This window comes from Gluconacetobacter diazotrophicus PA1 5 (assembly GCF_000021325.1).
GTDB lineage: Bacteria > Pseudomonadota > Alphaproteobacteria > Acetobacterales > Acetobacteraceae > Gluconacetobacter > Gluconacetobacter diazotrophicus.
The window spans coordinates 566,397-592,252 of record NC_011365.1 but is presented as its reverse complement, the minus strand read 5'-3'; the positions used below and the strand labels follow the sequence as shown (position 1 = coordinate 592,252).

24 protein-coding genes and 1 riboswitch are annotated in these 25,856 nt (G+C 69.1%); of the genes, 16 read left to right on the top strand and 8 right to left on the bottom strand.

Annotated features, from left to right (window positions below):
* Nucleotides 1–155: 155 nt before the first annotated feature.
* Together speD and speE are read left to right on the top strand one after the other, a co-directional pair.
* On the top strand, nt 156–614 hold the full coding sequence (speD, locus tag GDIA_RS02710) for an adenosylmethionine decarboxylase (RefSeq protein WP_012553186.1): 459 nt from the start codon (nt 156–158) through the stop codon (nt 612–614).
* 121 nt (nt 615–735) lie between these two features.
* Nucleotides 736–1,605 (top strand): polyamine aminopropyltransferase, encoded by an 870-nt coding sequence (gene speE, locus GDIA_RS02705; RefSeq protein WP_012553185.1) that lies wholly within the window; start codon nt 736–738, stop codon nt 1,603–1,605.
* Between the two features lie 51 nt (nt 1,606–1,656).
* On the opposite strand, the gene GDIA_RS02700 is transcribed toward speE, so the two are convergent.
* Nucleotides 1,657–1,962 (bottom strand): putative quinol monooxygenase, encoded by a 306-nt coding sequence (locus GDIA_RS02700; RefSeq protein ID WP_012226209.1) that lies wholly within the window; start codon nt 1,960–1,962, stop codon nt 1,657–1,659.
* Nucleotides 1,963–2,101: 139 nt separating this feature from the next.
* A riboswitch (glycine riboswitch) is annotated at nt 2,102–2,189 on the top strand.
* Between the two features lie 180 nt (nt 2,190–2,369).
* On the opposite strand from GDIA_RS02700, the gene gcvT reads away from it, so the two are divergent.
* The 7 genes from gcvT (at nt 2,370) to GDIA_RS02665 (ending at nt 10,093) form a co-directional block, all read left to right on the top strand.
* Nucleotides 2,370–3,503, top strand: coding sequence for a glycine cleavage system aminomethyltransferase GcvT (gene gcvT, locus GDIA_RS02695; RefSeq protein WP_012553184.1), 1,134 nt, complete (start codon nt 2,370–2,372; stop codon nt 3,501–3,503).
* Nucleotides 3,504–3,525: 22 nt separating this feature from the next.
* Nucleotides 3,526–3,891 carry a glycine cleavage system protein GcvH gene (gene gcvH / locus GDIA_RS02690; RefSeq protein ID WP_012226206.1) on the top strand — a complete coding sequence of 122 codons (366 nt, stop codon included), beginning with the start codon at nt 3,526–3,528 and terminating at the stop codon, nt 3,889–3,891.
* Nucleotides 3,892–3,928: 37 nt separating this feature from the next.
* Nucleotides 3,929–6,811, top strand: coding sequence for an aminomethyl-transferring glycine dehydrogenase (gene gcvP, locus GDIA_RS02685; protein ID WP_012553183.1), 2,883 nt, complete (start codon nt 3,929–3,931; stop codon nt 6,809–6,811).
* A gap of 195 nt (nt 6,812–7,006) precedes the next feature.
* Nucleotides 7,007–7,201 (top strand): hypothetical protein, encoded by a 195-nt coding sequence (locus GDIA_RS02680; protein ID WP_012226202.1) that lies wholly within the window; start codon nt 7,007–7,009, stop codon nt 7,199–7,201.
* A 104-nt stretch (nt 7,202–7,305) separates the two neighbouring features.
* The gene (locus tag GDIA_RS02675; protein WP_012553182.1) at nt 7,306–8,334 is read left to right on the top strand and encodes an ABC transporter substrate-binding protein; all 1,029 of its coding nucleotides are present in this window, start codon (nt 7,306–7,308) and stop codon (nt 8,332–8,334) included.
* Nucleotides 8,331–9,359, top strand: coding sequence for a FecCD family ABC transporter permease (locus GDIA_RS02670; protein ID WP_012226200.1), 1,029 nt, complete (start codon nt 8,331–8,333; stop codon nt 9,357–9,359). The genes GDIA_RS02675 and GDIA_RS02670 overlap by 4 nt, the downstream gene beginning before the upstream one ends.
* A complete protein-coding gene (locus GDIA_RS02665) occupies nt 9,356–10,093 on the top strand; it encodes an ABC transporter ATP-binding protein (RefSeq protein WP_012226199.1) in 738 nt (245 codons plus the stop codon). The genes GDIA_RS02670 and GDIA_RS02665 overlap by 4 nt, the downstream gene beginning before the upstream one ends.
* An 86-nt stretch (nt 10,094–10,179) precedes the next feature.
* On the opposite strand, the gene GDIA_RS02660 is transcribed toward GDIA_RS02665, so the two are convergent.
* From GDIA_RS02660 to GDIA_RS02650, 3 genes are all read right to left on the bottom strand, one after another.
* On the bottom strand, nt 10,180–10,539 hold the full coding sequence (locus GDIA_RS02660) for a hypothetical protein (RefSeq protein WP_012226198.1): 360 nt from the start codon (nt 10,537–10,539) through the stop codon (nt 10,180–10,182).
* 58 nt (nt 10,540–10,597) lie between these two features.
* Nucleotides 10,598–12,505, bottom strand: a complete 1,908-nt coding sequence (locus GDIA_RS02655) for a hypothetical protein (protein WP_012553180.1) — start codon at nt 12,503–12,505, stop codon at nt 10,598–10,600.
* 219 nt (nt 12,506–12,724) lie between these two features.
* Nucleotides 12,725–13,438 (bottom strand): class I SAM-dependent methyltransferase, encoded by a 714-nt coding sequence (locus GDIA_RS02650; protein ID WP_012553179.1) that lies wholly within the window; start codon nt 13,436–13,438, stop codon nt 12,725–12,727.
* A gap of 32 nt (nt 13,439–13,470) precedes the next feature.
* On the opposite strand from GDIA_RS02650, the gene GDIA_RS02645 reads away from it, so the two are divergent.
* The 4 genes from GDIA_RS02645 to ftsY are packed head-to-tail and all read left to right on the top strand — an operon-like array spanning nt 13,471 to nt 17,004.
* On the top strand, nt 13,471–13,872 hold the full coding sequence (locus GDIA_RS02645) for a VOC family protein (RefSeq protein WP_012226195.1): 402 nt from the start codon (nt 13,471–13,473) through the stop codon (nt 13,870–13,872).
* 51 nt (nt 13,873–13,923) lie between these two features.
* Nucleotides 13,924–14,763: a diaminopimelate epimerase gene (gene dapF / locus GDIA_RS02640; RefSeq protein WP_012553178.1), complete on the top strand. Its 840-nt coding sequence runs from the start codon at nt 13,924–13,926 to the stop codon at nt 14,761–14,763.
* Nucleotides 14,760–16,022 carry a tRNA (N(6)-L-threonylcarbamoyladenosine(37)-C(2))-methylthiotransferase MtaB gene (mtaB, locus tag GDIA_RS02635; protein WP_012226193.1) on the top strand — a complete coding sequence of 421 codons (1,263 nt, stop codon included), beginning with the start codon at nt 14,760–14,762 and terminating at the stop codon, nt 16,020–16,022. The genes dapF and mtaB overlap by 4 nt, the downstream gene beginning before the upstream one ends.
* 1 nt (nt 16,023) lies before the next feature.
* The gene (ftsY, locus tag GDIA_RS02630; RefSeq protein WP_012226192.1) at nt 16,024–17,004 is read left to right on the top strand and encodes a signal recognition particle-docking protein FtsY; all 981 of its coding nucleotides are present in this window, start codon (nt 16,024–16,026) and stop codon (nt 17,002–17,004) included.
* Nucleotides 17,005–17,026: 22 nt separating this feature from the next.
* Here ftsY and GDIA_RS02625 read toward each other — a convergent pair whose 3' ends face one another.
* The 3 genes from GDIA_RS02625 to GDIA_RS02615 are packed head-to-tail and all read right to left on the bottom strand — an operon-like array spanning nt 17,027 to nt 21,359.
* Nucleotides 17,027–18,250, bottom strand: a complete 1,224-nt coding sequence (locus tag GDIA_RS02625; RefSeq protein ID WP_012226191.1) for a phosphoglycerate kinase — start codon at nt 18,248–18,250, stop codon at nt 17,027–17,029.
* A complete protein-coding gene (gene gap / locus GDIA_RS02620; RefSeq protein WP_012226190.1) occupies nt 18,250–19,272 on the bottom strand; it encodes a type I glyceraldehyde-3-phosphate dehydrogenase in 1,023 nt (340 codons plus the stop codon). Before gap ends, GDIA_RS02625 begins: the two co-directional genes overlap by 1 nt.
* Before the next feature lie 20 nt (nt 19,273–19,292).
* A complete protein-coding gene (locus tag GDIA_RS02615; protein ID WP_244455085.1) occupies nt 19,293–21,359 on the bottom strand; it encodes a transketolase-like TK C-terminal-containing protein in 2,067 nt (688 codons plus the stop codon).
* A gap of 126 nt (nt 21,360–21,485) precedes the next feature.
* On the opposite strand from GDIA_RS02615, the gene GDIA_RS02610 reads away from it, so the two are divergent.
* Both GDIA_RS02610 and hemA read left to right on the top strand, forming a co-directional pair.
* Nucleotides 21,486–21,950, top strand: coding sequence for a hypothetical protein (locus tag GDIA_RS02610; protein WP_012553176.1), 465 nt, complete (start codon nt 21,486–21,488; stop codon nt 21,948–21,950).
* A 113-nt stretch (nt 21,951–22,063) separates the two neighbouring features.
* The gene (hemA, locus tag GDIA_RS02605; protein WP_043459151.1) at nt 22,064–23,299 is read left to right on the top strand and encodes a 5-aminolevulinate synthase; all 1,236 of its coding nucleotides are present in this window, start codon (nt 22,064–22,066) and stop codon (nt 23,297–23,299) included.
* Between the two features lie 53 nt (nt 23,300–23,352).
* Here the strand turns inward: hemA and GDIA_RS02600 are convergent, their stop codons facing one another.
* Nucleotides 23,353–24,162 (bottom strand): DsbA family protein, encoded by an 810-nt coding sequence (locus tag GDIA_RS02600; protein WP_012553174.1) that lies wholly within the window; start codon nt 24,160–24,162, stop codon nt 23,353–23,355.
* Nucleotides 24,163–24,366: 204 nt separating this feature from the next.
* On the opposite strand from GDIA_RS02600, the gene GDIA_RS02595 reads away from it, so the two are divergent.
* Nucleotides 24,367–25,851 carry a gamma-glutamyltransferase gene (locus GDIA_RS02595; protein ID WP_012553173.1) on the top strand — a complete coding sequence of 495 codons (1,485 nt, stop codon included), beginning with the start codon at nt 24,367–24,369 and terminating at the stop codon, nt 25,849–25,851.
* The last annotated feature ends 5 nt before the right edge of the window (nt 25,852–25,856 follow it).

The following is a 25,856-nucleotide window of genomic DNA, read 5'->3' as shown; positions in this document are numbered from 1 at the left end:
CCGCCGGATGGCTGTCATCGAAAATACTTGAAAAAAACATGCCCCGAGCAACCGAAAAATACTTGCGCTGATAAGGCTGTGGCCTTATCAGCGGCCCCCTTGGCCCAAGGGGGCGATCCCGCCCAACAGGCTGTCTACTGGTTTGGGGGTACGTGATGAACGCACTTGCTCAGCTGGGGATGGTCTCGGAATACCCGAGCAATATCCAGTCTTCTACTCCTTCCTCGTGCGACGAGGAGCGGAAGGATTATTTCGTTGAGAAAGACGGGATGAAGTTTGCGGGTACGCATCTTCTCGTCGATCTCTGGGATGCAACGAACCTGGATGACCCGGAGCAGATCGATCGCACGCTGTGCGAAGCGGCGGTGACGGCGGGGGCGACGATTCTGCACAGCCATTTCCACCATTTCACGCCCAATGGCGGCGTGTCGGGCGTGGTGGTCCTGGCCGAGAGCCATATTTCGATCCACACGTGGCCGGAACGCAATTTCGCGGCGGTGGACATCTTCATGTGCGGCGCGTGCGATCCGCATCTGGCGATCCCGGTGATGCAGCGCCTGTTCCAGGCGGACCGGGTCGTGGTGGACGAACAGCGCCGCGGCCGCGTCGCCTGACGGCGGGGGCGCCGGGCCCCGCCTGGCGCCGTTCCTGCCCGCATAGAACCCGGGGGCCGGATTTATCCGGCCTCTTTTTTTATGTCCGGCGTCCATCCGTGGACACGAGGGGAAATGAGCAATGACCGAAGCATGGATCGGCGAAACACTCTATGACGGCTGGCAGCAGCGCTTCCGGGTCCGCACCGAGCTGGCCCGCACCAGGAGCGCGTTCCAGGATATCGTGGTTTTCGAAAGCGAGACGCATGGCCGCGTCCTCGTGCTGGACGGCGTGATCCAGATCACCGAGGGTGACGAGTTCGTCTATCAGGAAATGCTGACCCACGTGCCGCTGCTGGCCCACGGCAACGCCGCCAGCGTGCTGATCATCGGCGCGGGTGACGGCGGCGTGCTGCGCCGGGTGCTGCAGCATCGCGGCGTGACCCGGGCGGTGATGGTGGAAATCGACGGCGAGGTGATCGCGCTGTCCAAGCAGTTCCTGCCCGGCATTGCCGGCGACGCCTGGACCGACCCCCGCGCCGAGGTGATCGTGGGCGACGGCATCGACTACGTCGCGCGCGCCGAAACCGGATCGGTCGATGTGATCATCGTCGATAGCACCGACCCGATCGGCGTGGGCGAGGTGCTGTTTACCGATTCGTTCTACGAACATTGCGCGCGCATCCTGACGCCGAACGGCATCATCGTGAATCAGTGCGGCGTGCCCTTCATGCAGGCCGACGAACTGCGCGACACCAGCCTGCGCCGCGCGCGGTTCTTCCCGCACGTGTCGGCCTATGTCGCGGCGGTGCCGACCTATGTCGGCGGGTTCATGACGCTGGGCGTCGCGGCGAAAGGCACGAATCCGGCCACACCGTCGGTCGAGACGATTCGCGCCCGGGCCGAGGCGGCGGGCATCCTGGGGACCACCGGCTACTGGACGCCGGAAATCCACACCGGCGCCTTCAACCTGCCGCCCTATATCGCGAAGCACCTGCCCGCGGCGAAGTAAGGCAGGAGGGGGCAGGGCGTTCATGCCCTGCCTTTCTTTCTGGTGGGCCTTTCAGGCAGGCTGCGTCGTCAGCATCCGCACCTTGACGATCTCGACGCCCAGTTCGGCGACGCCGTCCGCGAAGACCTTGTAATGCGGCGTCGTCAGGTGGGTGTCGAACGCCGCACGGTCCGTATAGACCTCGTACAGGATGACCGTGTTCGGTTCGCCGTCCGGCAGCAGGGCGTCGAAGCGGTGGCACCCTGGTTCGTCCGTCACCGAACGGGCTGCGTCATAGGCGCAGATTTTCAGGAATTTGTCGTGACTTTCGGGCGTTGTCGCAAATTCCGCGATGACGGTAAACGGGGTCGCATCCATGAGCGGTGTCCTTCTCTCGGGCAGTTTGCCGGCCGCCCAGCCTATGCGGGCGCAAGCGGCAGATCCAGAACCGGAACGGGCTTTTGATCGGGCTTTCCAGGGCGATTGACTTGCTTGCGCAACATATGCCAAGCATCGGAATGCTGACGCGGGAGAGACTGGCGAGAGCCGGCGCCGAAGGAGCAACCGCCCCGGAAACTCTCAGGCCAAAGGACCGCCCGGCATCGACTTCTGGAGAGAGACGCCCCGAGCGTCCGCCGACGGGATAGCGATCTCAGGCAAACCGACAGAAGGGGCATTCGGATCCGATCTTGGATTCAGGAGGCTCTGTTCATGTCACGCGGTTCGTTATCCCCCTGTCCGTTTCCCTTTCTTCCTGGCCTGACGGCCCGCATGCGGGGGGCGGCATGACCCAGCCCCTGCTGCGCACGCCGCTGCACGACCTGCATCTGTCGCTGGGCGCGCGCATGGTCCCCTTCGGGGGGTACGAGATGCCGGTCCAGTACCGCGCCGGCGTCATGGCCGAACATCAGCACACCCGCGCCGCCGCCGGCCTGTTCGACGTGTCCCATATGGGCCAGATCCGCCTGCGTGCGCGCTCGGGCCGTGTCGAGGACGCCGCCCTGGCGCTGGAGCGCCTGGTACCGGCCGACATCCTGTCGCTGAAGCCGGGCCGGCAGCGCTATGCCCTGCTGACCAACGAACAGGGCGGGATCATCGACGACCTGATGGTGTCGCGTGTCGGTGACACGCTGCTGCTGGTGGTCAATGCGGCGTGCAAGGACGCCGACCTGGCGCATATCACGGCGGCGCTGGACGATGCCTGTATTGTCGAATCCCTGCCGGACCGGGCGCTGATCGCGCTGCAGGGGCCGCTGGCGGGCGCGGCCCTGGCCCGGCTGGCGCCGGCATCGGCGGACATGCGCTTCATGGATGTCGCGGAATTCGACGTCGCGGGCGTGCCCTGTATCGTTTCGCGTTCGGGCTATACCGGCGAGGACGGGTTCGAACTCGGCATGGAATCCGGCGGCACGGTGCGCGTGGCCGAGGCGCTGCTGGCGCAGGCCGAGGTCGAACCGGTGGGCCTGGGCGCGCGCGACAGCCTGCGGCTGGAAGCGGGGCTGTGCCTGTATGGATCGGATATCGGTCCCGACACCACGCCGGTCGAAGGCGCGCTGGAATGGTCGATCCAGAAGAGCCGTCGCGCCGGCGGGGCGCGGGCAGGGGGCTTCCCCGGGGCCGACATCATCCTGGCCCGGATTCAGGACGGCGCCGCCCGTCGCCGGGTCGGGATCGCGGTCGATGGCCGCGCGCCCGTGCGGGGCGGCGCGCGCCTGTTCGCCGATGCCGAGGGGCATCGTCCGGTGGGCCACGTGACGTCGGGCGCGTTCGGCCCCACGGCCGGGGCGCCGGTGGCCATGGGATATGTCGATATCGCGCATGCGGCGACGGGCACCGCCCTGTTCGCCGAACTGCGCGGCAAATACGTGCCGGTCACGGTCGCGGCTCTGCCGTTCGTGGCACCGGGATTCAAGCGTTGACGCATTGGGTGGAGTTTTGAACATGACCGTCTATTACACAAAAGATCACGAGTGGCTGCGCATCGAGGGTGACGTCGCGACGGTGGGGATCACCGCCCATGCCGCCGAGGAGTTGGGCGAGCTGGTCTTCGTCGAAGCCAAGCCGGACGGCACCGAGGTCGCGCAGGGCGACAGCGCCGCCGTCGTCGAATCGGTCAAGGCCGCGTCGGATATCTACGCCCCCGTGTCGGGCACCGTCGCCGGATTCAACGGCGCGCTGGCCGACGATCCGTCGCTGGTGAACCGTGATCCGGAAGCCGAGGGCTGGATCCTGAAGATGCGCATCGCCGACCAGGGGCAGCTCGCATCCCTGCTGGATGCCGCCGCCTACGCCGCCCTGATCGCCTGATCCTGATACCCCTGCTGCTGTCGCGGAGAACCTGATCGTGACGTCCACCTCGCTCTGGCGGAATACCACGCCCGCCGCCGATGCCTTCTGTACCCGCCATGTCGGCCCCGCGGAGCGGGATGTCGCCGCCATGCTGGGGGTGATCGGCGCGGATTCGCTGGATGACCTGATGGACCAGACGGTCCCGGCCTCCATCCGCCTGCGCGGCGACATGGGGCTGGGCGACGGCCTGTCCGAACCGGCGGTGCTGGCGCGGTTGCGCGAAATCGCCGGGCGCAACCGGGTGATGGTCTCGCTGATCGGGCAGGGATATTACGGCACCGTCCTGCCGGGGGTGATCCAGCGCAACGTGCTGGAAAACCCGGCCTGGTACACGGCCTATACCCCCTACCAGCCGGAAATCAGCCAGGGTCGGCTGGAAGCCCTGCTGAATTTTCAGACGCTGGTGACGGATCTGACCGGGCTGGACGTGGCCAATGCCTCGCTGCTGGACGAGGCGACGGCGGCGGCCGAGGCCATGGCCCTCGCCCGGCGGGTCGCGCGGTCGAAGGCGGATGGATTCTTCGTCGATGCCGACTGTCATCCGCAGACGCTGGCGGTGCTGCGCACCCGCGCCGAGCCGATGGGGTGGCGGATCATCGTCGGCAATCCCGAACACGACCTGGACCCGGACGCGGTGTTCGGCGCGCTGTTCCAGTATCCGGGCTCGTCGGGCCGCATCCGCGATCCGCGCGCCTGGATCGAACGGCTGCATGCCGCGCACGCCATCGTGGCGATGGCGGCCGACCCGCTGGCCCTGACGGTGCTGGAGGCGCCGGGCACGCTGGGCGCGGATATCGCGGTCGGGTCGATGCAGCGCTACGGCATGCCCATGGGGGCCGGCGGCCCGCACGCGGCCTATATGGCGGTGCGCGACGCCTACAAGCGCAACATGCCGGGCCGCCTGGTGGGCGTGTCGATCGACAGCCGGGGCGAACCCGCCTACCGCCTGGCTCTGCAGACCCGCGAACAGCATATACGGCGCGAAAAGGCGACGTCGAACATCTGCACCGCGCAGGTGCTGCCGGCCGTCATTTCCGCGATGTACGCGGTCTATCACGGGCCCGAGGGGCTGGCGGCGATCGCGCGGCGCACCCATCGCCTGACCGCCATCCTGGTCGCGGGCCTGCGCGCCCTGTCGATCCGGGTGGAGACGGAATCGGTCTTCGATACGATCACCGTGCACACCCGGGGCGAAGCGGACCTGCTGCAGGTCCGCGCCGAAGAGGCCGGGATGAACCTGCGCGTCGTCGATGGCGACCGTGTCGGCATCAGCCTGGACGAGACCTCGACGCCCCATACCGTGCGTGCCATCTGGCGCTGCTTCTGCCGCGACGCGGGCCGGCTGGCGGCACTGGAGCGCGACCTGACGGCGCCGGACGACCTGCTGCCGGCCGCCCTGCGGCGGACCACGCTGTTCCTGACCCATCCGGTCTTCCACGCCCACCGGTCGGAAACGGACATGCTGCGCTACCTGCGCCGCCTGTCGGACCGCGACCTGGCGCTGGACCGCACGATGATCCCGCTGGGATCGTGCACGATGAAGCTGAACGCGACGGTCGAGATGATGCCGGTCACCTGGCCGGAATTCTGCGACATCCATCCCTTCGCCCCGGCGGCGCAGCAGGCGGGCTACGCCGAACTGTTCCAGGATCTAGAACGGCTGCTGAAGGCCGTCAGCGGCTATGACGCGGTGTCGCTGCAGCCCAATTCGGGCGCGCAGGGCGAATATGCCGGCCTGCTGGCCATCCGGGCCTATCACCGCTCGCGGGGCGAGGGCCGGCGCGATATCTGCCTGATTCCGGCCTCGGCGCACGGTACCAATCCGGCGTCGGCCCAGATGGTCGGCATGCGCGTGGTCGTGGTGGCTTGTGACGGGCAGGGCAATGTCGATATCGGCGACCTGAAGGCGAAGATCGCGCAGCATGCCGACCGTCTGGCCGCGATCATGATCACCTATCCCTCGACGCACGGCGTGTTCGAGGAATCGGTGGTCGAGATCTGCGACCTGGTACATGCGGCCGGCGGCCAGGTCTATCTGGACGGCGCGAACATGAACGCGCAGGTCAGCCTGTCGCGTCCCGGCGCGTTCGGCGCCGATGTCAGCCATTTCAACCTGCACAAGACCTTCTGCATCCCGCATGGCGGCGGCGGCCCCGGCATGGGACCGATCGGCGTCGGCGCGCACCTGGCGCCGTTCCTGCCCGGTGCGCCGCAGGAAGGCGGCACGAACGCGGTCTCGGCGGCGCCCTTCGGATCGGCGGCGGTGCTGCCGATTTCGTGGACCTACATGACGCTGATGGGCGATGCCGGCTTGCGGCGCGCCACCGAAATCGCAATCCTGAATTCCAACTACATCGCCAGCCGCCTGTCCGACCACTATCCGGTGCTGTATCGCGGGGCGAACGGCCGGGTGGCGCATGAATGCATCGTCGATCTGCGCCCGATCAAGGACCAGACCGGTATCACGGTCGATGACATCGCCAAGCGCCTGATCGATCATGGCTTCCATGCACCGACGGTCAGCTTTCCCGTGGCCGGGACCTTCATGATCGAACCGACCGAATCCGAGGGACGGGTCGAACTGGACCGGTTCTGCGACGCGATGATCGCAATCCGCGCGGAAATTCGCGATATCGAGGCCGGCGTGCTGACGGCGGACGAAAGCCCGCTGCGCCATGCCCCCCACACGGTGCGCGACCTGACGGAAACGGCCTGGGAACGGGCCTATGACCGCCAGCGCGGATGCCTGCCGGGCGACGTGGTTCCGTCCTCGAAATACTGGTCGCCGGTCAATCGCCTGGACAACGCCTATGGCGACCGGAACCTGGTCTGCTCCTGCCCCGACATGTCGGCCTATCAGGAGGAGGCAACGGCCTGACCCATACGCCTGTCCCGGGTTCGGCGCGCGAGCCATGCGCCGGACGCGAGGCAGAGGCCATGTTGTTTCAATAGATTGCGACCGGCCCCAATTGCCCTTGGGGCCCGCCTCCGCAAGGCGCATGGTCATGCTGCAACCGGACGAACCCGCCGTGAACACGGCTGAAGAAGAGGGACGGTCCGGAGGAGGCATAACATGTTCCATATCAGCATGGCCGGGCCGCACCGGCCCCATCTGCATGCGCCGTGGCGGGCCGTGGCGGCGCGGCAGGACGACCCGTCCGGGGTCGATGCGCGCGACCGGATCACGGTCGCCCTGATCTGCGGCGGCCTGCTGTCCGCCTTCGTGATCGACATGGCGATCCTGTATTTTTCGATGTTCCGACCGTAACGAACGCTCCGTTCGCCGTCCTCGTCTACCAGCCGACAGTATATCGGGGGCTGGTGATGGATATGTCCAATAGGATATAGATCATCCTCCGGAGGGGACGCGGAATGGGAAGACACGATCTGGCTGCCGCAATATTGGCGGCGGCGGTGGTGGGCGTGTGGCCCGCGGCCGGACGGGCGCGGACGGTCATGGATATGACGGGTCATGCGGTGACGTGCCCCGATCATCCGGACCGGATCGCCGACCTGTGGTTTGCCCATAACGAATTGACCATCATGCTGGGGGCGGCCGGTCGCATCGCGGTGACGGACGACCTGCCCGCGGCGCGGCCGTGGATGTATCGCGTGGCCCCCGCGCTGCACCAGGCGGTGGGGGTGACCAGCCCGGTTCCCAATACCGAAATGCTGATGCAGTCCGGGGTGGACCTGGCGTTCGTTGCCAACGATTCGCCGGCCGCGGCGTCGCTGCGCCATGTCGGGCTGCCGGTGGTGCAGGCCGGCTTCACCGATCTCGCGTCCCTGCTGCGCGCCGTGGACCTGACGGCCGATATCCTGGGGGACGCCTCGGCCCATGACGTGGCGCGGCGCTATCGCGCCGTGCTGACGGCGACGGTCGAACGGGTGCGGCAGGCCGTCGCCCCCGTTCCGCTGTCCGCCCGCCCGCGCGTGCTGCACGTCAAGTCGCTGGTGCCGCTGACGGTCGATGGCGAACATACCATCATCGACGAATGGATCACCCGCGCGGGCGGGCGTAACGCGGCGACCGGCCTGACGGGCAACATGCGCCCGGTGTCGATGGAACAGATCGCGGCCTGGGACCCGGACGTGGTGATCCTGGGCGCCGACAGCGGCGATGCGACCGCCGCGCCGGAAGGGTGGGCCGCGCTGCGCGCCGTGCGCGCCGGGCGTGTCCATCAAAACCCGGCCGGCGTGTTCCCCTGGGACCGCTACGGCAGCGAATTGCCGCTGCAACTCCTCTGGACGGCCCGGACACTCTATCCCGATCGGTTTCGTGATGTCGATATGGTTTCCGAAACCATCAAATTCTATCATGATTTTTTCGCATATGACCTGAAGCCGGACGATGCGGCCCGCATCCTGGCCGCGCAACGCCCCGCCGAGGGAGGGCGGTGAGTCCGAGGACTGGAGGTGGCCGCAACGTTGCGGGGTTGGCGCTGCCGGCGGCCGGTCTGGTGATCCTGGCTATCGTGTCGCTGGGGCTCGGTCGCTACCCGGTATCGGCGGCCGATATCGTGTCGGTCCTGCTGGGGCGGGACGGGGGCGTGATGCCGGCGCGGCGGGCGCTGCTCCATTCCATCCTGATCGGCACCCGCCTGCCGCGTATCGCCGGGGCGATCGTCGTGGGCGCCGCGCTGTCGGTCTCGGGGGCGGGGTACCAGGCGGTATTCCGCAACCCGCTGGTCTCGCCGGGACTGCTGGGTGTGCTGGCCGGCGCGGGGTTCGGCGCGGCGGCGGGCATCGTGACCGGCGCGGGGCCGGTGGGGATGCATCTTCTGTCGTTCCTGGGGGGCACCGTGGCGGTGGCGGCGGGCGTGGGCGTGGCGCGGCTGTTCGACGCGGCGTCGATGCTGATGCTGGTCTTCGGCGGCCTGGTCAGCACCGCGCTGTTCACCGCGCTGCTGTCGCTGCTGAAATATGTCGCCGATCCCGACCGGCAATTGCCGGATATCGTCTTCTGGCTGCTGGGCAGCCTGACGCAGGTCGCATGGTCCGACCTGGCGGTGATGGCGCCGCCGGTCCTGGTCGGGATCGTGGCGCTGGGGGCGTGCGGGCGCATGCTGGACGCGCTGGCGATGGGCGATGACGAGGCCCGGACGCTGGGCGTGCCGGTCACCGCATTGCGCTACGGCGTCATCGCGGCGGCGACGGTGCTGTCGGCGCTGACCGTATCGGTGGCGGGAATGATCGGCTGGGTGGGGCTGATCGTGCCCCATGTCGCGCGCCTGCTGGCCGGGCCGCGCAATGCCCGCGTCCTGCCGCTCAGCGCCTGCCTGGGCGGGGCGTTCCTGCTGGCATGCGACGATCTGGCGCGCAGCCTCTCGGCCGAGGAAATCCCGGTGGGGCTGATCGCGGACCTGCTGGGGGTCTGCGTCTTCGTGTCCGTGCTGCCGCTGATCCGGCGCGGATGGGCGGAATGACGCATCTGGTGGTCGAATCGCTCTCCTTCTCGCGGGATGGGCGCCGCGTCCTGGACGATGTGTCGTTCGCCATGCGCGCGGGCGAGGGCGTGGCCCTGCTGGGGCCGAACGGCGCGGGCAAGACCACGATCCTGCGCCTGGTGCTGCGGCTGCTGCGGCCGCGCGCCGGCCGCATTCTGCTGGACGGGCAGCCGATCATGGGCATGGCGCGGCGCGACCTGGCATCGCGGGTCGCCTATGTTCCGCAGGGCCATGCGGTGGCTTTTCCCTATCGGGTGCGCGATGTCGTGGCGCTGGGCCGGCTGGCGGCGGGCACCATGGTGTCGCCCTTCGTTTCGGCCGCGGATCGCGCGGCGGCCGGGCAGGCCATGGATCATCTGGCGATCGGTCACCTGGCGGACCGGTCCTATGCCGCGCTGTCGGGCGGCGAGCGGCAGAGCGTGCTGATCGCCCGTGCGCTGGCCCAGGGTGCGCGCCTGCTGGTGCTGGACGAACCCGAGACCGGCCTGGATTATGGACAGCAGCTCCGCCTGTTCGATCTGCTGCGCCGGCTGGCGGGCGACGGCTACGCCGTGCTGGCCACCACCCACGACCCGCTAAGGGCCGCGCGGGTCTTTTCGCGCGCGATCCTGCTGCAGAAGGGACGGATGATTGCCGACGGCCCGGCGGCGGACGTGCTGTCGACTGCCGCGATCAGCAGCCTCTACGGCTACCCGGCTTCCTGGAGTGGGTGATTGGGTAAACCCCATCACCCACTCCAGGTTTTTGTTTTCAGAGCATCTTCACGTGATGAGGTGATCCCACCTCATCACGATCTGCTCTAATCGGCAGTGGGATCCATTTCCTGGACCCGGACGGCCTTGCCGGTCCGGTCGTAATACAGGATGGCGTTTCCGCGCCGCTCGGCATAGCCGTCCGGCGTGCCGTCCTGTGTCCAGAACATCAGGCGGTCGGCGTCAGACTGTTCCACGATTTTGTCGCCGGCCGGGCGGTAGCGGTACTGGCTGAAATCCTTGTGCGCGGTGGGTATCGGCGGCCGTTTCGCCAACTGGTGCAGCGACATGGTCTTGTGCGCTTCTTCTTCGTCGTCGGCCAACGCCGGCGCGGCCATGGCGACAAGGCAGAGGGAGAGTGCCAATCCGCGAAGTACCTTGTCCTGCATGACCGTGATCTCCTTCATCCTGCGGTGCGGTCAGCGGGGAACATCCTCCCTTTTCCCTCCGGGCGCAACTCGAAGGCTACTGGAACGGCAGGTAGCGGAAATCGAAGAAGATCTGGCTGGCGCTGGTCGAGGGCGCGCCGCCGATGCCCCTCCAGGTCTCCACGCGGGAATAGGCAAGCTGGGTCCCGGCCTCGACCGTGCCGTACCGCCCCTTGAGGAACCGCCACCACGCACCGATGGTGAATTCCTGGACCGAGCGGATATTGGCCGTGCAGGCCAGCGGCGACAGTTCGATCTCGCATCCCGCGTTGGAGGCATTCGGGTTGCCGTACCCGTAGGCCGTGCCGTCGGCGGAGAAATAGCTCCGGCCCGATCGTTGCATGCCGTAATAGCCATAGACGTCGATCGCGGAATTGGGGTGGGCGACGATCCCCGCCGTTCCCTGTGCGTCGGGCAACGGCTTCGGCTTGCCGCTGGATGACAGGGTCACGTCGGGCAGCAGGACCGATCCGTAGCGGCCGATGCCCATGCCGGCCAGGCCCGCCAGGCGGATTTCGACCTTGTGCGGAATGACCGGCAGGATCGCCGATCCGCCGCCGCCGCCCGAAATCGCGGTATTGTTCCGCCCGACCCCGTTCACGACCACGCGGTCATGCGGGAAGCGCACGACGCCCTCGGCCTCGTAATGGCCCCAGGCCGGGTCCCATGCGACCTTGCCGATCACGTCGGGTGCGATCTCGTCGGAATAATTGGTGGTGAATTCGGTCAGGCCGGTGCCGTTCGCGCCGACGTTGGCCGTCCCGCCATTGGGCAGCGGGACCGATCCGTTGGCGTTGGCAAAGCCGGTGGTGTCGTAGATCGTGGCGGGGTTTTCGATCGACAGGCCCAGCCACAGCCGGTGATGCATCATGTCATGCACCACGCGCGCCTGCCATTGCCGGGCCCAGGTCTGCCCGGCCAGCATCGAGGATTCGATCGTCTCCGGCAGGCTTTCCTGGCGTGCGATGATGCCCCCGCGGCCGGGCGTCAGCAGGCTCCACGCCTGCCCGATCAGGAAATGATTGTCCGAGCGCGTGTTGTCATAGGCCAGGTATGCCTGCCGCAGGCGCGGAACGTAGGCATTGCTTTCGTACGGATTGGTCGTTTCCGCCCCGGCCCCGAAATCGGTTTCGACGAAACCCGATATGGTGGTGTCGGCATCCACATTGCCCCGCGCCATCAGCGAGAAGCGGCTGTAGCGTGCGCTGCCCTCGAAATTGTTCTCGTGGAAGCTGGACTGGTTCGGGAAGGGCATGGCCTGCCAGTAATTGAACGTGCCCGATGCCATATGGCGGTTTTCCAGCACGGCGGCGGTGTCGAAGAACCCGCCCAGGATGATGCTGACCGGGCCGAGGTGGAACACGCCGTGATCGCCCAGCGCGCCGGCGGCCTGCGCGCCCACGGTTTCCCGGGGATGGGGGCCGACATTGTTGTCGGCGATCCGGTTGACCATGTCCTCGGACCGGCGGCCGACGACGGCGGCCACGGTCGGCTCGTCGAAGCCAATCCGGGGCGGCGGCACGTCCATCGGGGCGGGGGCGGATGTCGCGGCAACCGTCGCGGGCGGCGCGGCATCGGCCACCGGCGCGCCACGGTCCTGGCTGTCGATGCCGGCCAGGCTTTCGGGCGCCGTCACCTTCATGGCCGACGAGGCATGGGGCGCGGCCGAGGCGGCTTCCCGTACCGGTTGCCTGGCCGCCGCCGTGCCGCCGGCATGGCCGCCCGTCAGGCGCGCGCGGTGTCGCGCCAGTTCCTGGCGCATCGCCATCAGGTCTTTCTGCAGTTCTAGCTGCTGCGCCTGGATGCGCGCGATCCGGCTTTCCATCGCATCGATCTGCGCGGCTTCGTCCTGCGCCGAGGCATGGGCGGGAGCAACGGTGGCGCCGCACAGCAGCAGCACCGACAGGCGCCATGGAAGCGGGGAAGTACGCACGGAAATCCACATTGACGGCAGCATCGCTCGATGATGATCGGGCATCATTATGTCAAAATATGTCGGAATAGTGCGTAAACAAGAATTTCATTTAAAAATCACATTGTAACGATTCATTCTAAATGTGAATATCATTCATTCAATATGAAATGCATGTCCGGCAATAGCGGGACATCCTGACCCTGTACTGCCGGATCGGCCGTGCCGCCCCCATGGGATGGCCTTCATTTTTCAGGCGGCGTTGGGCACGCGGGCGGTGATGGCATATACCGTGTCGCGCCAGGAGGGCGTGTCGGCCGGGGGGTGGACCTCGCCGCTGTCGATTCCGGCAAATCCTGCCCGTTGCAGCAGGATGGTCAGCAGGCGACGCCGATCGGTGCTGTCCAGCGCCTGCCACAGCGCCACGGCCTTGCCGGCGATCACCCGGTCCGAGAACGTCACGATCACCACCCCGCCCGGACGCAGCACGCGCCGGATTTCGGCCAGCGTCGCCATCGGCTGGCGCAGGTAGGGCGCGACATCGCACAGGCAGGCCACATCGACGGCGTCGTCGGGCAGCGGCAGGGTGGGGGTCGCGTTCAGGTCCTGCACGATCCGGTGGCCGATGCGCGGATTGTCGGCCATCGCATCGGCGTCCAGCCCGATGCCGATGACGGAGCCATAGGTCGCGTCGCGCGGCAGGTGGCTGTCCGGCCCGGCCATCAGGTCCAGCACGTCCGCGCCCTCGGCCACCAGGGTATGGTACAGCGCGGTGACGGCGGATTGCGCCCCGGGGTCCATCAGGGGGCCGGGATCGCGCCTGGCAAAGAACGACGCGTCGGGTTCGTCGCTGGCGACGGTGAAGGCGGCGGGGTGGAAGCCGTGCGGTTCGTCGGTCATGCCCCGCACATGCGACAGGTCGGGCGGAAAATCCAGACCCACAATGCCGGCCGGGCCGCTATACATCCGCCAACCTGTCGATAAAGGAGTCCGAAACGATGGCGAAGCTGATCCATTCCATGATCCGCGTGCGCGACGAAGCCGCGTCGCTGGCATTCTACGAACGCGCCTTCGGCCTGCGCGTGGCCGACCGGCTGGTCTTCGATGGTTTCACCCTGATCTACCTGTCCAATGCCGAACAGACATTCGAACTGGAACTGACGGTCAACCACGACCGCGACCGCCCCTATGACCTGGGGGACGGCTACGGCCACCTGGCGGTGTCGGTCGCGGATATCGACGCCGAACATGACCGCTTCACGCGGGAAGGTCTGTCGCCGCTGGCGGTCAAGCAATTGTCGCTGGGCGAGCGGGTCGTGGGGCGCTTCTTCTTCGTCGCCGACCCGGACGGCTATCGGATCGAAGTGCTGCAACGCGGCGCCCCGGGCCGGTTTCTCTGACGGCTGCAAGCTTGTCTCGCACTCCGCCGATGCGTGCCGTATAAGGCGCGCATGATGACCCCGTTCCACAAGATGCACGGCCTGGGCAACGATTTCGTCGTGGTGGACGAACGCGCCGAACGGTACGGCCTGACGCCGGCCCGCATCGCGGCGCTGGCCGACCGCCATCGCGGGATCGGCTGCGACCAGTTCGTGGTCCTGCAACCCGCCACCCGCGACGGCGCGGACGTCCTGGTGCGGTTCTTCAACGCCGACGGCACCGAGGCCGGGGCCTGTGGCAATGCCTCGCGCTGCGTCGCGGCGCTGCTGTGGCGGCAGGAGGGGCGGCGCGAGACGGTGCTGCAGACCCGGGCCGGCCTGCTGCCTGCCCGGGTGGATGACGCGGGCGTCGTCACCGTGGACATGGGCCGCCCGGCCCTGGACTGGCGCGACGTGCCGCTGGCGCGGGCGGCCGATACGCTGCACCTGCCGCTGGCGGGAGACCCGGCGGCGGCCTCGATGGGCAATCCGCACGCCACGTTCTTCCTGGACGACATGCTGGACCTGGACCCGGTCGTGGCCGGGCCGTTGCTGGAACATGATCCGCTGTTTCCCGAACGGGCCAATATCGGCTTCGCGCATGTCCGCTCGCGCACCGAACTGCGCCTGCGCGTGTGGGAGCGCGGCAGCGGCCTGACCCTGGCCTGCGGCTCCGGCGCCTGTGCGGCGGTGGTGAACGCCGTCCGGCGCGGGCTGGTGGAACGGACCTGCACGGTCGGGATGGATGGCGGCGCGCTGTCCGTTTCGTGGCGCGCGCAGGATGACCCAGGGGAAGGGGGGCATGTGCTGATGACCGGCCCCGCCACCGTCAGCTTCGTCGGCACGTTCGATCCCGAAGGCTATCCGTCATGACCGCCAAGCCGGAGATCCTGACCTTCGGGTGCCGCCTGAACACCTATGAGAGCGAGGTGATGCGCGGTCACGCGGCGGCGCTGGACGACGTGATCATCGTCAATACCTGCGCGGTGACGGCCGAGGCCGAGCGGCAGGCACGCCAGGCGATCCGGCGCGCCCATCGCGACCGGCCCGGCGCGCGGATCGTCGTGACCGGCTGCGCCGCGCAGATCGACCCGGACCGCTGGTCGGCGCTGCCGGGCGTCACCCGCGTCCTGGGCAATCGCGAGAAGCTGGAGGCCGCAAGCTGGACCCCCGCCGCGATGCAGGACGGCCACGCCGTATCCGACATCATGGCGGCGACCGAGACGGTGCCGCATCTGGTGACGGAATTCGCCGGCCGTACCCGCGCGTTCGTCGAGGTGCAGCAGGGCTGCGACCATCGCTGCACCTTCTGCATCATCCCGTTCGGCCGGGGGCCGTCGCGCTCGGTTCCGGTCGGGGCAGTGGTGGAACAGGTCCGTGCCCTGGTCGCCTCGGGCTATCGCGAGATCGTGCTGACCGGGGTCGACATCACCTCGTGGGGCGGCGACCTGCCGGGCCGTCCGGCGCTGGGGCAGCTCTGCCGGCGGGTGCTGGCGCTGGTACCGGAACTGGAGCGGCTGCGCCTGTCCTCGGTCGATCCGGTGGAAATCGACGACGATCTGTGGCGCCTGCTGGCGCAGGAGGGGCGATTCATGCCCTATCTGCACCTGTCGCTGCAGGCCGGGTCGGACATGGTGCTGAAGCGGATGAAGCGCCGGCACCTGGTCGAGGACGTGGCGCGCGTGCTGGACCGCGCCCGTGCCTGCCGCCCCGACCTGGGGATCGGCGCCGACGTCATCGCGGGCTTCCCGACCGAGACCGATGCCCTGTTCGCCGAAACGCTGGATTTCGTGCGTGCGCAGCGCCTGCCGTACCTGCACGTCTTTCCCTATAGTGAGCGGCCGGGCACCCCGGCGGCGCGGATGCCCGCCGTGCCCGTGGCCGTGCGCAAGGAGCGCGCGGCCCAACTGCGCGCGGCGGGGCAGGCGGCGGCGCGGGACTATCACGCCAGCCTGCTGGGGCGGACGCTGAACGTGCTGCTGGAAACCGCGACCACTGGCCATTCCGAGGAATTCGCCCCCGTCCGGCTGGCCCCGGACAGGCTGGACGGTACTGCGGCCGAGGCGGGGCGGATCGTGACCGTCCGGGCGACGGCGATTGACGAAAACGGACTGGTGGCGGAAACCCTCTGACATGGCACTTGGTTTTTTCTCCCGCCTCAAGGCGGGGCTGTCCCGTTCGACCCAGAAGCTGGGCGGTGGCATCGCCGCGGTCTTCACGCGCCGCAAGCTGGATGACGAGGCGCTGGAGGAGCTGGAGGATCTGCTGATTTCGGCGGATCTCGGCCCTGCCGTCGCGGCGCGGATCATCGAATCGTTCCGTCATTCCCGCTTCGGCGCCGAGGTCACGGACGACGAGGTCCGCGACGCGCTGTCGGCCGAAATCGCCCAGGTTCTGGAACCCGTGGCCGTGCCGTTCGTCCCCGATCCGCAGCGCAAGCCGCATGTGGTGCTGGTGGTGGGCGTGAACGGCACCGGCAAGACCACGACCATCGGCAAGATGGCGCGCTATTACGGCGAGCAGGGGCTGAAGGTCATGATGGTGGCCGGCGACACCTTCCGCGCCGCCGCCGTCGAGCAGTTGCAGGTCTGGGGCCAGCGGGTGGGCGCGCCGGTCATCGCCGGGCCGCCCAACGCCGACGCCGCCGGCCTGGCGTTCGAGGCCCTGAAGCGCGGCCAGGCCGAGGGCTGCGACCTGCTGCTGATCGACACCGCCGGGCGCCTGCACAACAAGGGCGCGCTGATGGAGGAACTGGCCAAGATCATCCGCGTGATGCGCAAGTTCGACGAAAGCGCGCCGCATTCCGTGCTGCTGGTCCTGGACGCGACCACCGGCCAGAATGCGATCGAGCAGGTGCGGGTGTTCAAGGAACTGGTCAACGTCACCGGCCTGGTCGTGACCAAGCTGGACGGTTCGGCGCGCGGCGGCATCGTGGTGGCGCTGGCCGACACGTTCGGCCTGCCGGTCCATGCCGTGGGCGTGGGCGAGCAGGCCGAGGATCTGCGCCCGTTCTCGGCCGAAGCCTTCGCCAGGGGGCTGGTCGGGGATTCCGTGCGCCTGACCCCGCGAGAGGGCGGGGAGGCGACGGAGGAAAAGGAGGACGGCCCGGCCTGACGCCGGGAACCGTCCCGTTCCGTCAGAGCGGCAGGATCCGCCCGGAGACTTCGCCCAGCGCCTGGATGCCCGGGAGAACCTTGCCCTCCAGCCATTCCAGGAACGCGCCGCCGGCGGTCGAGGTATAGGACATTTCGTCCGCCACGCCGGCATGGCGCAGCGCGGACACCGTGTCCCCGCCGCCCGCGACGCTGGTCAACTGGCCGGCCTGGGTCCGCCGCGCGACTTCCGCCGCGACCAGGTTGGTGGCGGTGTCGAAGGGATGCAGTTCGAACGCGCCCAGCGGGCCGTTCCAGACCAGGGTCTTCAGGCCCACGATCTTCTGGATCAGCAGGGTGACCGTCTCGGGCCCCGCATCCAGCATCATCGCATCCGCCGGGATCTCGTCGATCGGCACCGTTCTGGTCGGCGGATCGGCCCGGAATTCCGTCGCCGTCACCGCATCGACCGGCAGCACGATCTCGCACCCGCGTTCCTCGGCCTTGGCCATGATCGCGCGCGCCGTGTCGTGCATGTCCGCTTCCTGCAGCGACTTGCCGACCCGCACCCCGTTGGCCGCCAGGAACGTGTTGGCCATCGCGCCGCCGATGATCAGCACGTCGACCTTGTCCAGCAGGTTGCCGATCAGGTCCAGCTTGGTGGAGATCTTGGCGCCGCCGACGATCGCGCCGACCGGACGGACCGGGTTTTCCAGCGCGACGTTCAGGGCGTTCAGTTCCGCCTCCATCAGCCGCCCGGCGAAGGACGGCAGGAAGCGGGCGACGCCCTCGGTCGAGGCATGGGCGCGATGGGCGGCGGAAAACGCGTCGTTGACGTAGTCATCCGCCAGTGCGGCCAGCGCCTTGGACAGGTCGGGGTCGTTCTTTTCCTCGCCGGCATGGAAGCGCGTGTTTTCCAGCACCAGGACGTCGCCGTCCTGGAGCTTGGAAACGGCTTCCTCGGCCACCGGGCCGATGCAGTCGTCGGCGAACTGCACCGGACGGCCCAGCGTCGTGCCCAGGGCGGCCGCGATCGGCGCCAGCGACATCTCCGGCACCCGCTGGCCCTTCGGGCGGTCGAAATGGCTGACGACGATCACGCGCGCGCCCTTGTCCGCCAGTTCGCGGATGGTGGGGGCCAGGCGCTCGATGCGCGTCAGGTCCGTGATCTTCCCGTCGCGGACGGGCACGTTCAGGTCCGCGCGCAGCAGGACCTTGCGTCCTTTGGGCTGGAGCGCATCCAGCGTCTTGAAAGACAGCGCCGCCATCACAGAGATCCGAACAGCGCTGCGGTATCGGACATGCGGTTGGAAAAGCCCCATTCATTGTCGTACCAGCTGCACACCCGGACCAGCTTGCCGCCATCGACCAGCGCGGTCTCGGTCGCGTCGAAGGTCGAGGATGCGATGCTGTGGTTGAAGTCCGAGCTGACCAGCGGCGCGGTGTTGTACGCCAGGATCCCCTTCAGCGGGCCTTCGGACGCGGCCTTCAGCATCGCCGCGTTCACCTCTTCGACCGAGGCCGGGATGCGGGTCGGCACGAAATCGAGCGAGACGAGCGACACGTTGGGCGTGGGCACGCGGATGGCGGTGCCGTCCAGCTTGCCCTTCAGGTGCGGCAGCACCAGACCGACCGCGCGCGCGGCGCCGGTCGAGGTCGGGATGATGTTCATCGCCGCCGCGCGGGCCCGGCGCGGGTCCTTGTGCAGCGTGTCCACCGTGCGCTGGTCGCCGGTATAGGAATGGATGGTGACCATGTAGCCGCGCTCGATGCCGAACGTCTCGTCCAGCACCTTGGCGATGGGCGCCAGGCAGTTGGTGGTGCACGAGGCGTTGGAGATCACCGTCATGTCGCTGGTCAGCGTATCCTGGTTCACGCCATAGACGATGGTGGCGTCGACATGCGTTCCGGGGGCCGAGATGATGACCTTGCGCGCGCCGGCCTCGATCAGGTGCGCCGCCTTTTCCTTGGTCGTGAAGCGGCCGGTGCATTCCAGCGCGACGTCCACGCCGTCGAACGGCACCTTGGTCGGGTCGGCCTCGGCCGAGACCGCGATCGGCGCATAGGTGCGACCGTTGGCGGTGATGACGATCGCATTGCCCTCGACCCGCACGTCGGCGGGGAAGCGGCCATGGATGCTGTCATAGCTCAGCAGGTGGGCGTTGTCCGCGACGCTGCCGAGGTCGTTGATGGCCACCGGCACCACGTCGGTGCGTCCGCTTTCGATGATGCCGCGCAGGACGAGGCGGCCGATGCGGCCGAAACCGTTGATTGCGACTTTGACAGCCATTCTATTGCTCTCCCGAGTATTCAGCCGTTACGGAATGTCGGCCGTAGCTGGACGGTGCCTCCGGCGGCGTATCGTCCGCGGCCACCTTCCGCTTTCTGCCCGGACGGCGCGTGAAAGTCACGTCCCGTCTCGCTGATCAGGTGAATCGCCGTCTGGTGGATCCGTTCGGCGGTAATGCCCAGACGGCGATAGAGTTCGCTGGACGGCGCGGTCTCGCCGAAATCCTCCATGCCGATGAAGGCGCCGCGCGGCCCCAGCCACCGGTCCCAGCCGAAGCCCGACGCGGCCTCGATGCCGATGCGTGGCGCGCTGCCCAGGACCTGCTCGCGATAGGAGGCGTCCTGGCGGTCGAACAGTTCCCAGCAGGGCAGGGAAACCAGGGCCGCGTGAATCCCGTCCCGGACCAGGAGCTGCTGGGCCTGGCGGGCGATGGCGACCTCGCTGCCGGTGGCGACCAGCGTGACCTGGCGGGGCCCCCGTGCCTCTTCCATGACATAGCCGCCGTGCGCGCTGGCGCCGCGCGACCGGCGGCCGCGCAGGTCGGGGAATTCGGCCTGGCCGGCCGAAACGGGGCACAGCGCGATCAGGCTGGGCCCGTCGGCCCGGTGCAGCGCCAGTTCCCAGCATTCCGTGGTTTCGCGCCGGTCGGCGGGGCGGAAGACCGCGACATTGGGCATGGCGCGCAGGCTGGCCAGCTGTTCGACCGGCAGCCAGCCCGCCCCGTCCTGGCCCAGCGCCAGCCCGTCATCGGTCAGCAGGTAGATGACCCGCCTGCGCATCATCGCGGCGAAGCGCAGTGCCGGGCGCATCCGGTCCACGGCGACGAAGGTCGTGGCCCCGCACGGGATCAGGCCCCCATGCAGCGCGATTCCGTTCAGCAGCGCGGCCAGGCCATGCACCCGGGTGCCGCAATCGCCCGCGGCGGCATCGTCCGGGCGGATCGGGCCGGTCAGCTCGCCCCCCCGGCGCGATGCCAGGCACAGCATTTCCGGCACCAGGCCGCGCAGGATGTCCAGCCCGCGCCGGCCGTATCCCAGGGTTCCCTGCTCGTAGGGCGCGGGGTCCGAACCGTGCCCGGGGCCGGGTGGCGGTGCCCCGGTGCCGACCTGCCACGACCGGGCCCAGTCCTCGCGCCAGAAGGAGGGCAGGCGTCCCGCCGTCACGCGGTCGAATTCCCCGCGCTGCCGGTGCTTGGCCAGCCGCCGCAGCCACGCCCGCCGGGCCGAGGCCCCGCGGCGGGCGACGCGGGGCCACAGCAGGGTGGACAGGTCCTGCAGCGCCGGCAGGTCGCGGGGGGCGTTTTCCCCCGGGGCGGCGGCCGCGTTCGGGGAAGGCGCGATGGAACAGGCGACGACGCATGGCTTGCGCGAGCGCGTCGCGGCCGACAGCGCGGCATGCACCGCGTCGGGATCGTCGGCGGCGACCTTGCGCACCGACCAGCCGGTCGCGGCGTAGCGCGCCAGCGTGTCCTCGGCCTCGCTTTCATCCTGCGGCGGGATTTCGAACAGCACCGTGATGCGGTCCAGCCCCATGCGCGCGGCCAGCGAGGCAGCTTCCATCGCGACCCCGGTGGACAGTTCGGTGCCGCAGGACAGGACCCAGATCCGGTGGTTGACGATCGACCGTCCGAAGCGCGCCGCCATGCGGCGTTCGGCCAGCGCCATGCCGATGGCGGCACCCAGCCCCTGGCCGCCGGGGCCGAATGCCATTTCCACGGCCGGGTGGGCGCCATATTCCATCACCGCCTCGCCGGGGGACGTGACCTGCCCGGCCAGGCGCATCAGGGCGTTCCGCAGCGGGCGGTGGCGGGTCGACGACACGACGAAGCGGTCGCGATCCGGCCAGTCGGGGCAGGCCGGGTCGAATCGCAGGAACTGGTTCCACAGCACGCAGGCCGGGACGGCCATCGCCGCCGCGCGGCAGGCTGCCTCCGCGTCGTCCACGGCGGCGCCGATGAAGCCGCGCACGGCGTCGCCCAGCGCGTGGACCATGTTCCGCGCGTCCGGATCGGCGGGCGCCATGCCGGGTCCCGCCTCGGCAGCAGGGTCGTCGTCCAGGTCCGGCATCGGGGTGCGCGCGCGTGCCATGGAACGATGGTTTAGGATCGTGGCGGGCGGCCCGCAAGCGCACGCACGCAACCCCGGCGTCCTCCCGGCGCCCGCGGCCGGTTTTGCGCTCTTGCTCCGCGATGCGGATGCTGCAACCGTGCGCGCATGTTCCATCCCTCCCGTCCCGAACTGTTTCTGCTGGCTGTGACAATGGCGGGGACGCTGTGCCTCGCCTCGTGCAACCTGGTGGACCAGCGGACCTTCGATCCGCGGGCCAGCCGCGCGCCCCGTCCGCACTATCCCCCCCCGCCGCCCGCGCCGAAGCCGGTCCCGCCGCTGGTGGAAATCCGGCACGGCACGCCGCCCGACCAGTGGCAGCCGGCCCTGAAGGGGGCGGTGACCCGGGCGATGGCGCGCAAGCCGAACGTGCTGTTCGTGGTGACGGTCATCGTTCCGGCGGGGCCGACGCCGGCGCAGGAAAGCGCCGCCCTGGGCCGCGCGACGGCCACGGACGGGCAGGCGGTGGCCGCCGCGATCGTGGCGGACGGCGCCGGGCCGGCACAGGTGGAAATAACCGCTATGTCGGATTCGACGATGACCTCGGGCGTGATCCGGGTGTATGTGCGATGAACCGTAAAGGTAATCCGCACAGCGGACCCGGACGAACCGTAACGGCGAATGCCGCGCGGGCCAGTGCCCCGCAACCGGCATCGCGGGAGAATTCCTCAGTGGCCAGTATCGACGTGGGTGGGCATCCTTTCTACCGTTTTTGCCGGTCGGCATTGCAGGATATCCGCCAGCAGGGTCGCTACCGCCAGTTCACCCCGCTGGCACGCCAGGCCGATCGGTACCCGGTCTACGAATACGGCGCCGTCCGCCCGCTCGAGGGGCGTGACGTGGTGGTCTGGTCGGCGAACGACTATCTGGGCATGGGCGTCGAGCCCGCCGTGGCCGAGGCCGCGATCGCCGCGATCCGCGAACACGGGGCCGGGGCCGGGGGCACCCGCAACATCGCCGGTACCAGCCCCCTGCACGCGGCGCTGGAGGCCGAGCTGGCCGACCTGCACGGCAAGGAAGCCGGGCTGCTGTTCGTGTCGGGCTATGTCTCGAACCAGGCCAGCCTGCAGACGATCCTGACCAGCATGCCGGGCTGGATCTGCTTTTCCGACCGGCAGAACCATGCCTCGATGATCGCCGGCATCAAGGGCGCGCGCGGTTCGTCCTGCGTCATCTTCGAACATAACGACCTGGCCGACCTGGAGGCCAAGCTGGCGGCGGCCCCGCGCGACGTGCCCAAGCTGGTCGCGTTCGAAAGCGTCTATTCGATGGATGGCGACATCGCCGATATCGGGGCGACCTGCGCCCTGGCGCGGAAATACGGCGCCATGACCTATCTGGACGAAGTGCACGCCGTGGGGCTGTACGGTCCGCAGGGCGGCGGCGTGGCCGAGCGCGACGGCGTGGCCGACCAGGTGGACATCATCGAGGGCACGCTGGCCAAGGGCTTCGGCGTCCATGGCGGCTATGTCACCGGGTCGGCCGAACTGATCGATTACCTGCGCTGCGCGGCGTCGGGTTTCATCTTCACCACATCGCTGCCGCCGTCGGTGGTGGCCGCGGCCCTGGCCAGCGTGCGCATGGTGCGCAAGGATGCCTGGCGGCGCGAACGGATGTTCGAACGCGTGGCGGCCTTCCGCGCGCGGCTGACCGCGGCGGGCGTGCCCTTCATGCCCACGCCCAGCCATATCGTGCCGATTCCGGTGGGCGATGCCGATCGCTGCATGGACATCAGCCGCCGCCTGCTGTCGGAATACGGGCTGTACGCGACGCCGATCAACTACCCCACCGTCCCGCGCGGCACCGAGCGGCTGCGCCTGACCCCGGGCCCGTTCCACACCGACGAGATGATGGACGAAATGACCGCCGCGCTGGTCACGCTGCTGGGGCTTTCCGACCAGCGCAAGGTCGAGGCGGCCTGAAAAGGAAGCAGGGCGTAATGCCCTGCTTCCTTCATCTTTAGACAGGTGCTCTGTTAGCCGCGTCGCACCTTGGCGATGGCGGCCTTCAGTTCGTCCAGGTCCACCGCGCCCGGAATGACGTAGCGTCCGTCGAACACGAAGGTCGGCGTGCCCTCCAGATGGATGGCGGTGGCCAGGGTGGAATTGGCCCGCAGGGTCGATGCGACGGCCGAGCCCGCCATGTCGGTCGCCAGGCGGTCGGGGTCCAGCCCGGCCTGCGCCGCCAGCGTGCGGATGCGCGCCGCGTCGGGCTTCTGGCTGTCGGCCATGATCGCGCGCTGCATGCGGAAATAGGCGTCCTGTCCCCCCTGGAGGGCCGCCGCGGCGATGGCCTGCGCGGTCAGCAGGCTGGCCGGCCCCAGCACGGCGACCACCTTTTCCACGATGCGGACATCGGGGTCGTCATGGACCAGCCGGTCCAGGTCCGGCAGCACCTTGCGGCAATAGGGGCAGCGCGGATCATAGAATTCCACGATCGTCATGCGGGCGTGGGGGGCGCCCAGGATCGCATCGGTCGGCGCGGGGGTGCCCAGGGCGGCGCGGTTGGCGGCCAGCGCGTCGCGGGTCGTGGCCTGTTCCTGCGCCTCGGCCCCCGCGCGCAGGGCGGCGATGGCGTCGGTCAGGATGGTGGGATCGGTCTTCAGCGCGTCGCGGACGATCGCGACGATTTCCTTGCGCTGGTCGGCGGTGAACGTGCCGCCGTCCCCGGCGCGCGCACCCGTCGTGCTCAAGCCCAGCAGGATCGCGGCCGCGACACCCGACAGGGCCGCGCGGCGGCGCGCGGCCCGGCGGGCAGGGGGGCGGACAGGGGCGAAATACGGCAAGGGCGTGCTCCGGCAGTCGGTTCCTGGATGGTCCGCCGTCTGTAGAGCAGAACGCCCCGACGCGGAAGGGTGCGGCGGATGCGGATGTCGCGTGTTGCCGATGGCCCGGAAGACCGCTAATTCCCGAAGGCCCGGTGGTTCGCGTCGGGGTGGTCGTGTCTGTGGTCGTGTCCGGGATCGACGGTGGTTATGGAGAATTTGTGCGTGCGTGAACGTCCCCTGTATCCCCCGTTTCGTCGATATGGGGCCCGGTTGCTGTCGACCGCCCTGGCGGTCGCACTGGGCGGGTGCTCCTCCACACCGGTCAGAATGGTCAGCCACGAACTGTTCGGTTTCGGCGGCGCGGGCGCCGGCAAGACGTCGCCTTACCTGACCGGCTATATCGGCAACGTGGTCGCGGACGAACCGCAGGCGGCCATGGCGGCGCGCGATGTTCTGGCACGGGGCGGCAATGCCGGCGATGCGGCGACGGCCCTGGGGCTGGCGCTGGCGGTGACGCTGCCCTCGCGCGCGTCGCTTGGCGGCGGCGGGGCCTGCCTGGCCTGGCGGCCCGGCGACAGCGACGGCGGCCGGGCGTTCGTGTTCATGCCGGCTGCCGGCGCGACGACGCCGGAGGGCGGCGCGCCGGTGGACCGGCCGGCGGCGGTGCCGATGCTGGCGCGCGGGCTGTACCTGATGCACCTGCGCTATGGCAGCGTCGATTTCAACGAAACGATCACGCCGGCGCTGCAACTGGCGCGCGGCGGGGCCACGGTCAGCCGCGCGCTGGCCGGCGACCTGGCCGCCGTGCAGCAGCCCCTGCTGGCCGATGCGGGCGCGCGTGCGTTGTTCAGCCGCAACGATGGCACGGTGCTGGCCGAAGGCGACAGCCTGGTCCAGTCCCGGCTGGCCGGCGTGCTGGAGCAGATGCGTGCCATGGGTGTGGGCGATCTGTACAACGGGGCGCTGGCGGCGTCGTTCGTCGCCGGCAGCCAGGGTGCGGGGGGCGGCCTGATGGCGGCCGACCTGCGCGGTGCGCTTCCGTCCGAGACGATGCCGCTGACGGTGCGCGTGGACCGCATGACCGTGTCCTTCCTGCCCCCGCCGGCCGATGGCGGACTGGGCAGCGCCATGGCGTTCCGCGCCCTGTCCGACGGCGGGCAGGGCGGGACCGTGGGGCAGCAGGCGGTGGCGGCATGGCGCGCGCGCGCGACCGGAACCCGGAAGGCCGGGGACCTGGTGGCGCAGGCGCAGGCGATGGTCGATTCCGGCACCGTGTCGGGCGGCGGAATGCTGCCGCATCTGCCGGCCTCGACATCCTTCGCGGTGGTCGACCGGCATGGCGGGGCCGTGGCGTGCAGCCTGACGATGGACAATCTGTTCGGCACCGGCCGCGTGGCCGGCAGCACCGGCATCGTGATGGCGGCGTCGCCGCAGCGGCTGCCGCCCCCGCTGCTGACCGCCGCGATCGCAAGCCAGGGCGAAACCTTCCGCGCGGTGGCGACGGGATCGGGGCAGAACGACGCCGCCGACGCCGTGGCGGCGGAACTGCGGCAGGTTCTGACGGGACAGAAGCCCGGCGAACGGCCGGTGACGGCCGAGGGACGGATCAATGCGATCTCCTGCCCGGCCGGCCTGCCGGGGGGCGAGGGCAGTTGCGTCGGCGCGTCGGACGTGCGCGCGGCGGGGCTGGCGGTCGGGTCGGATTAAACCCC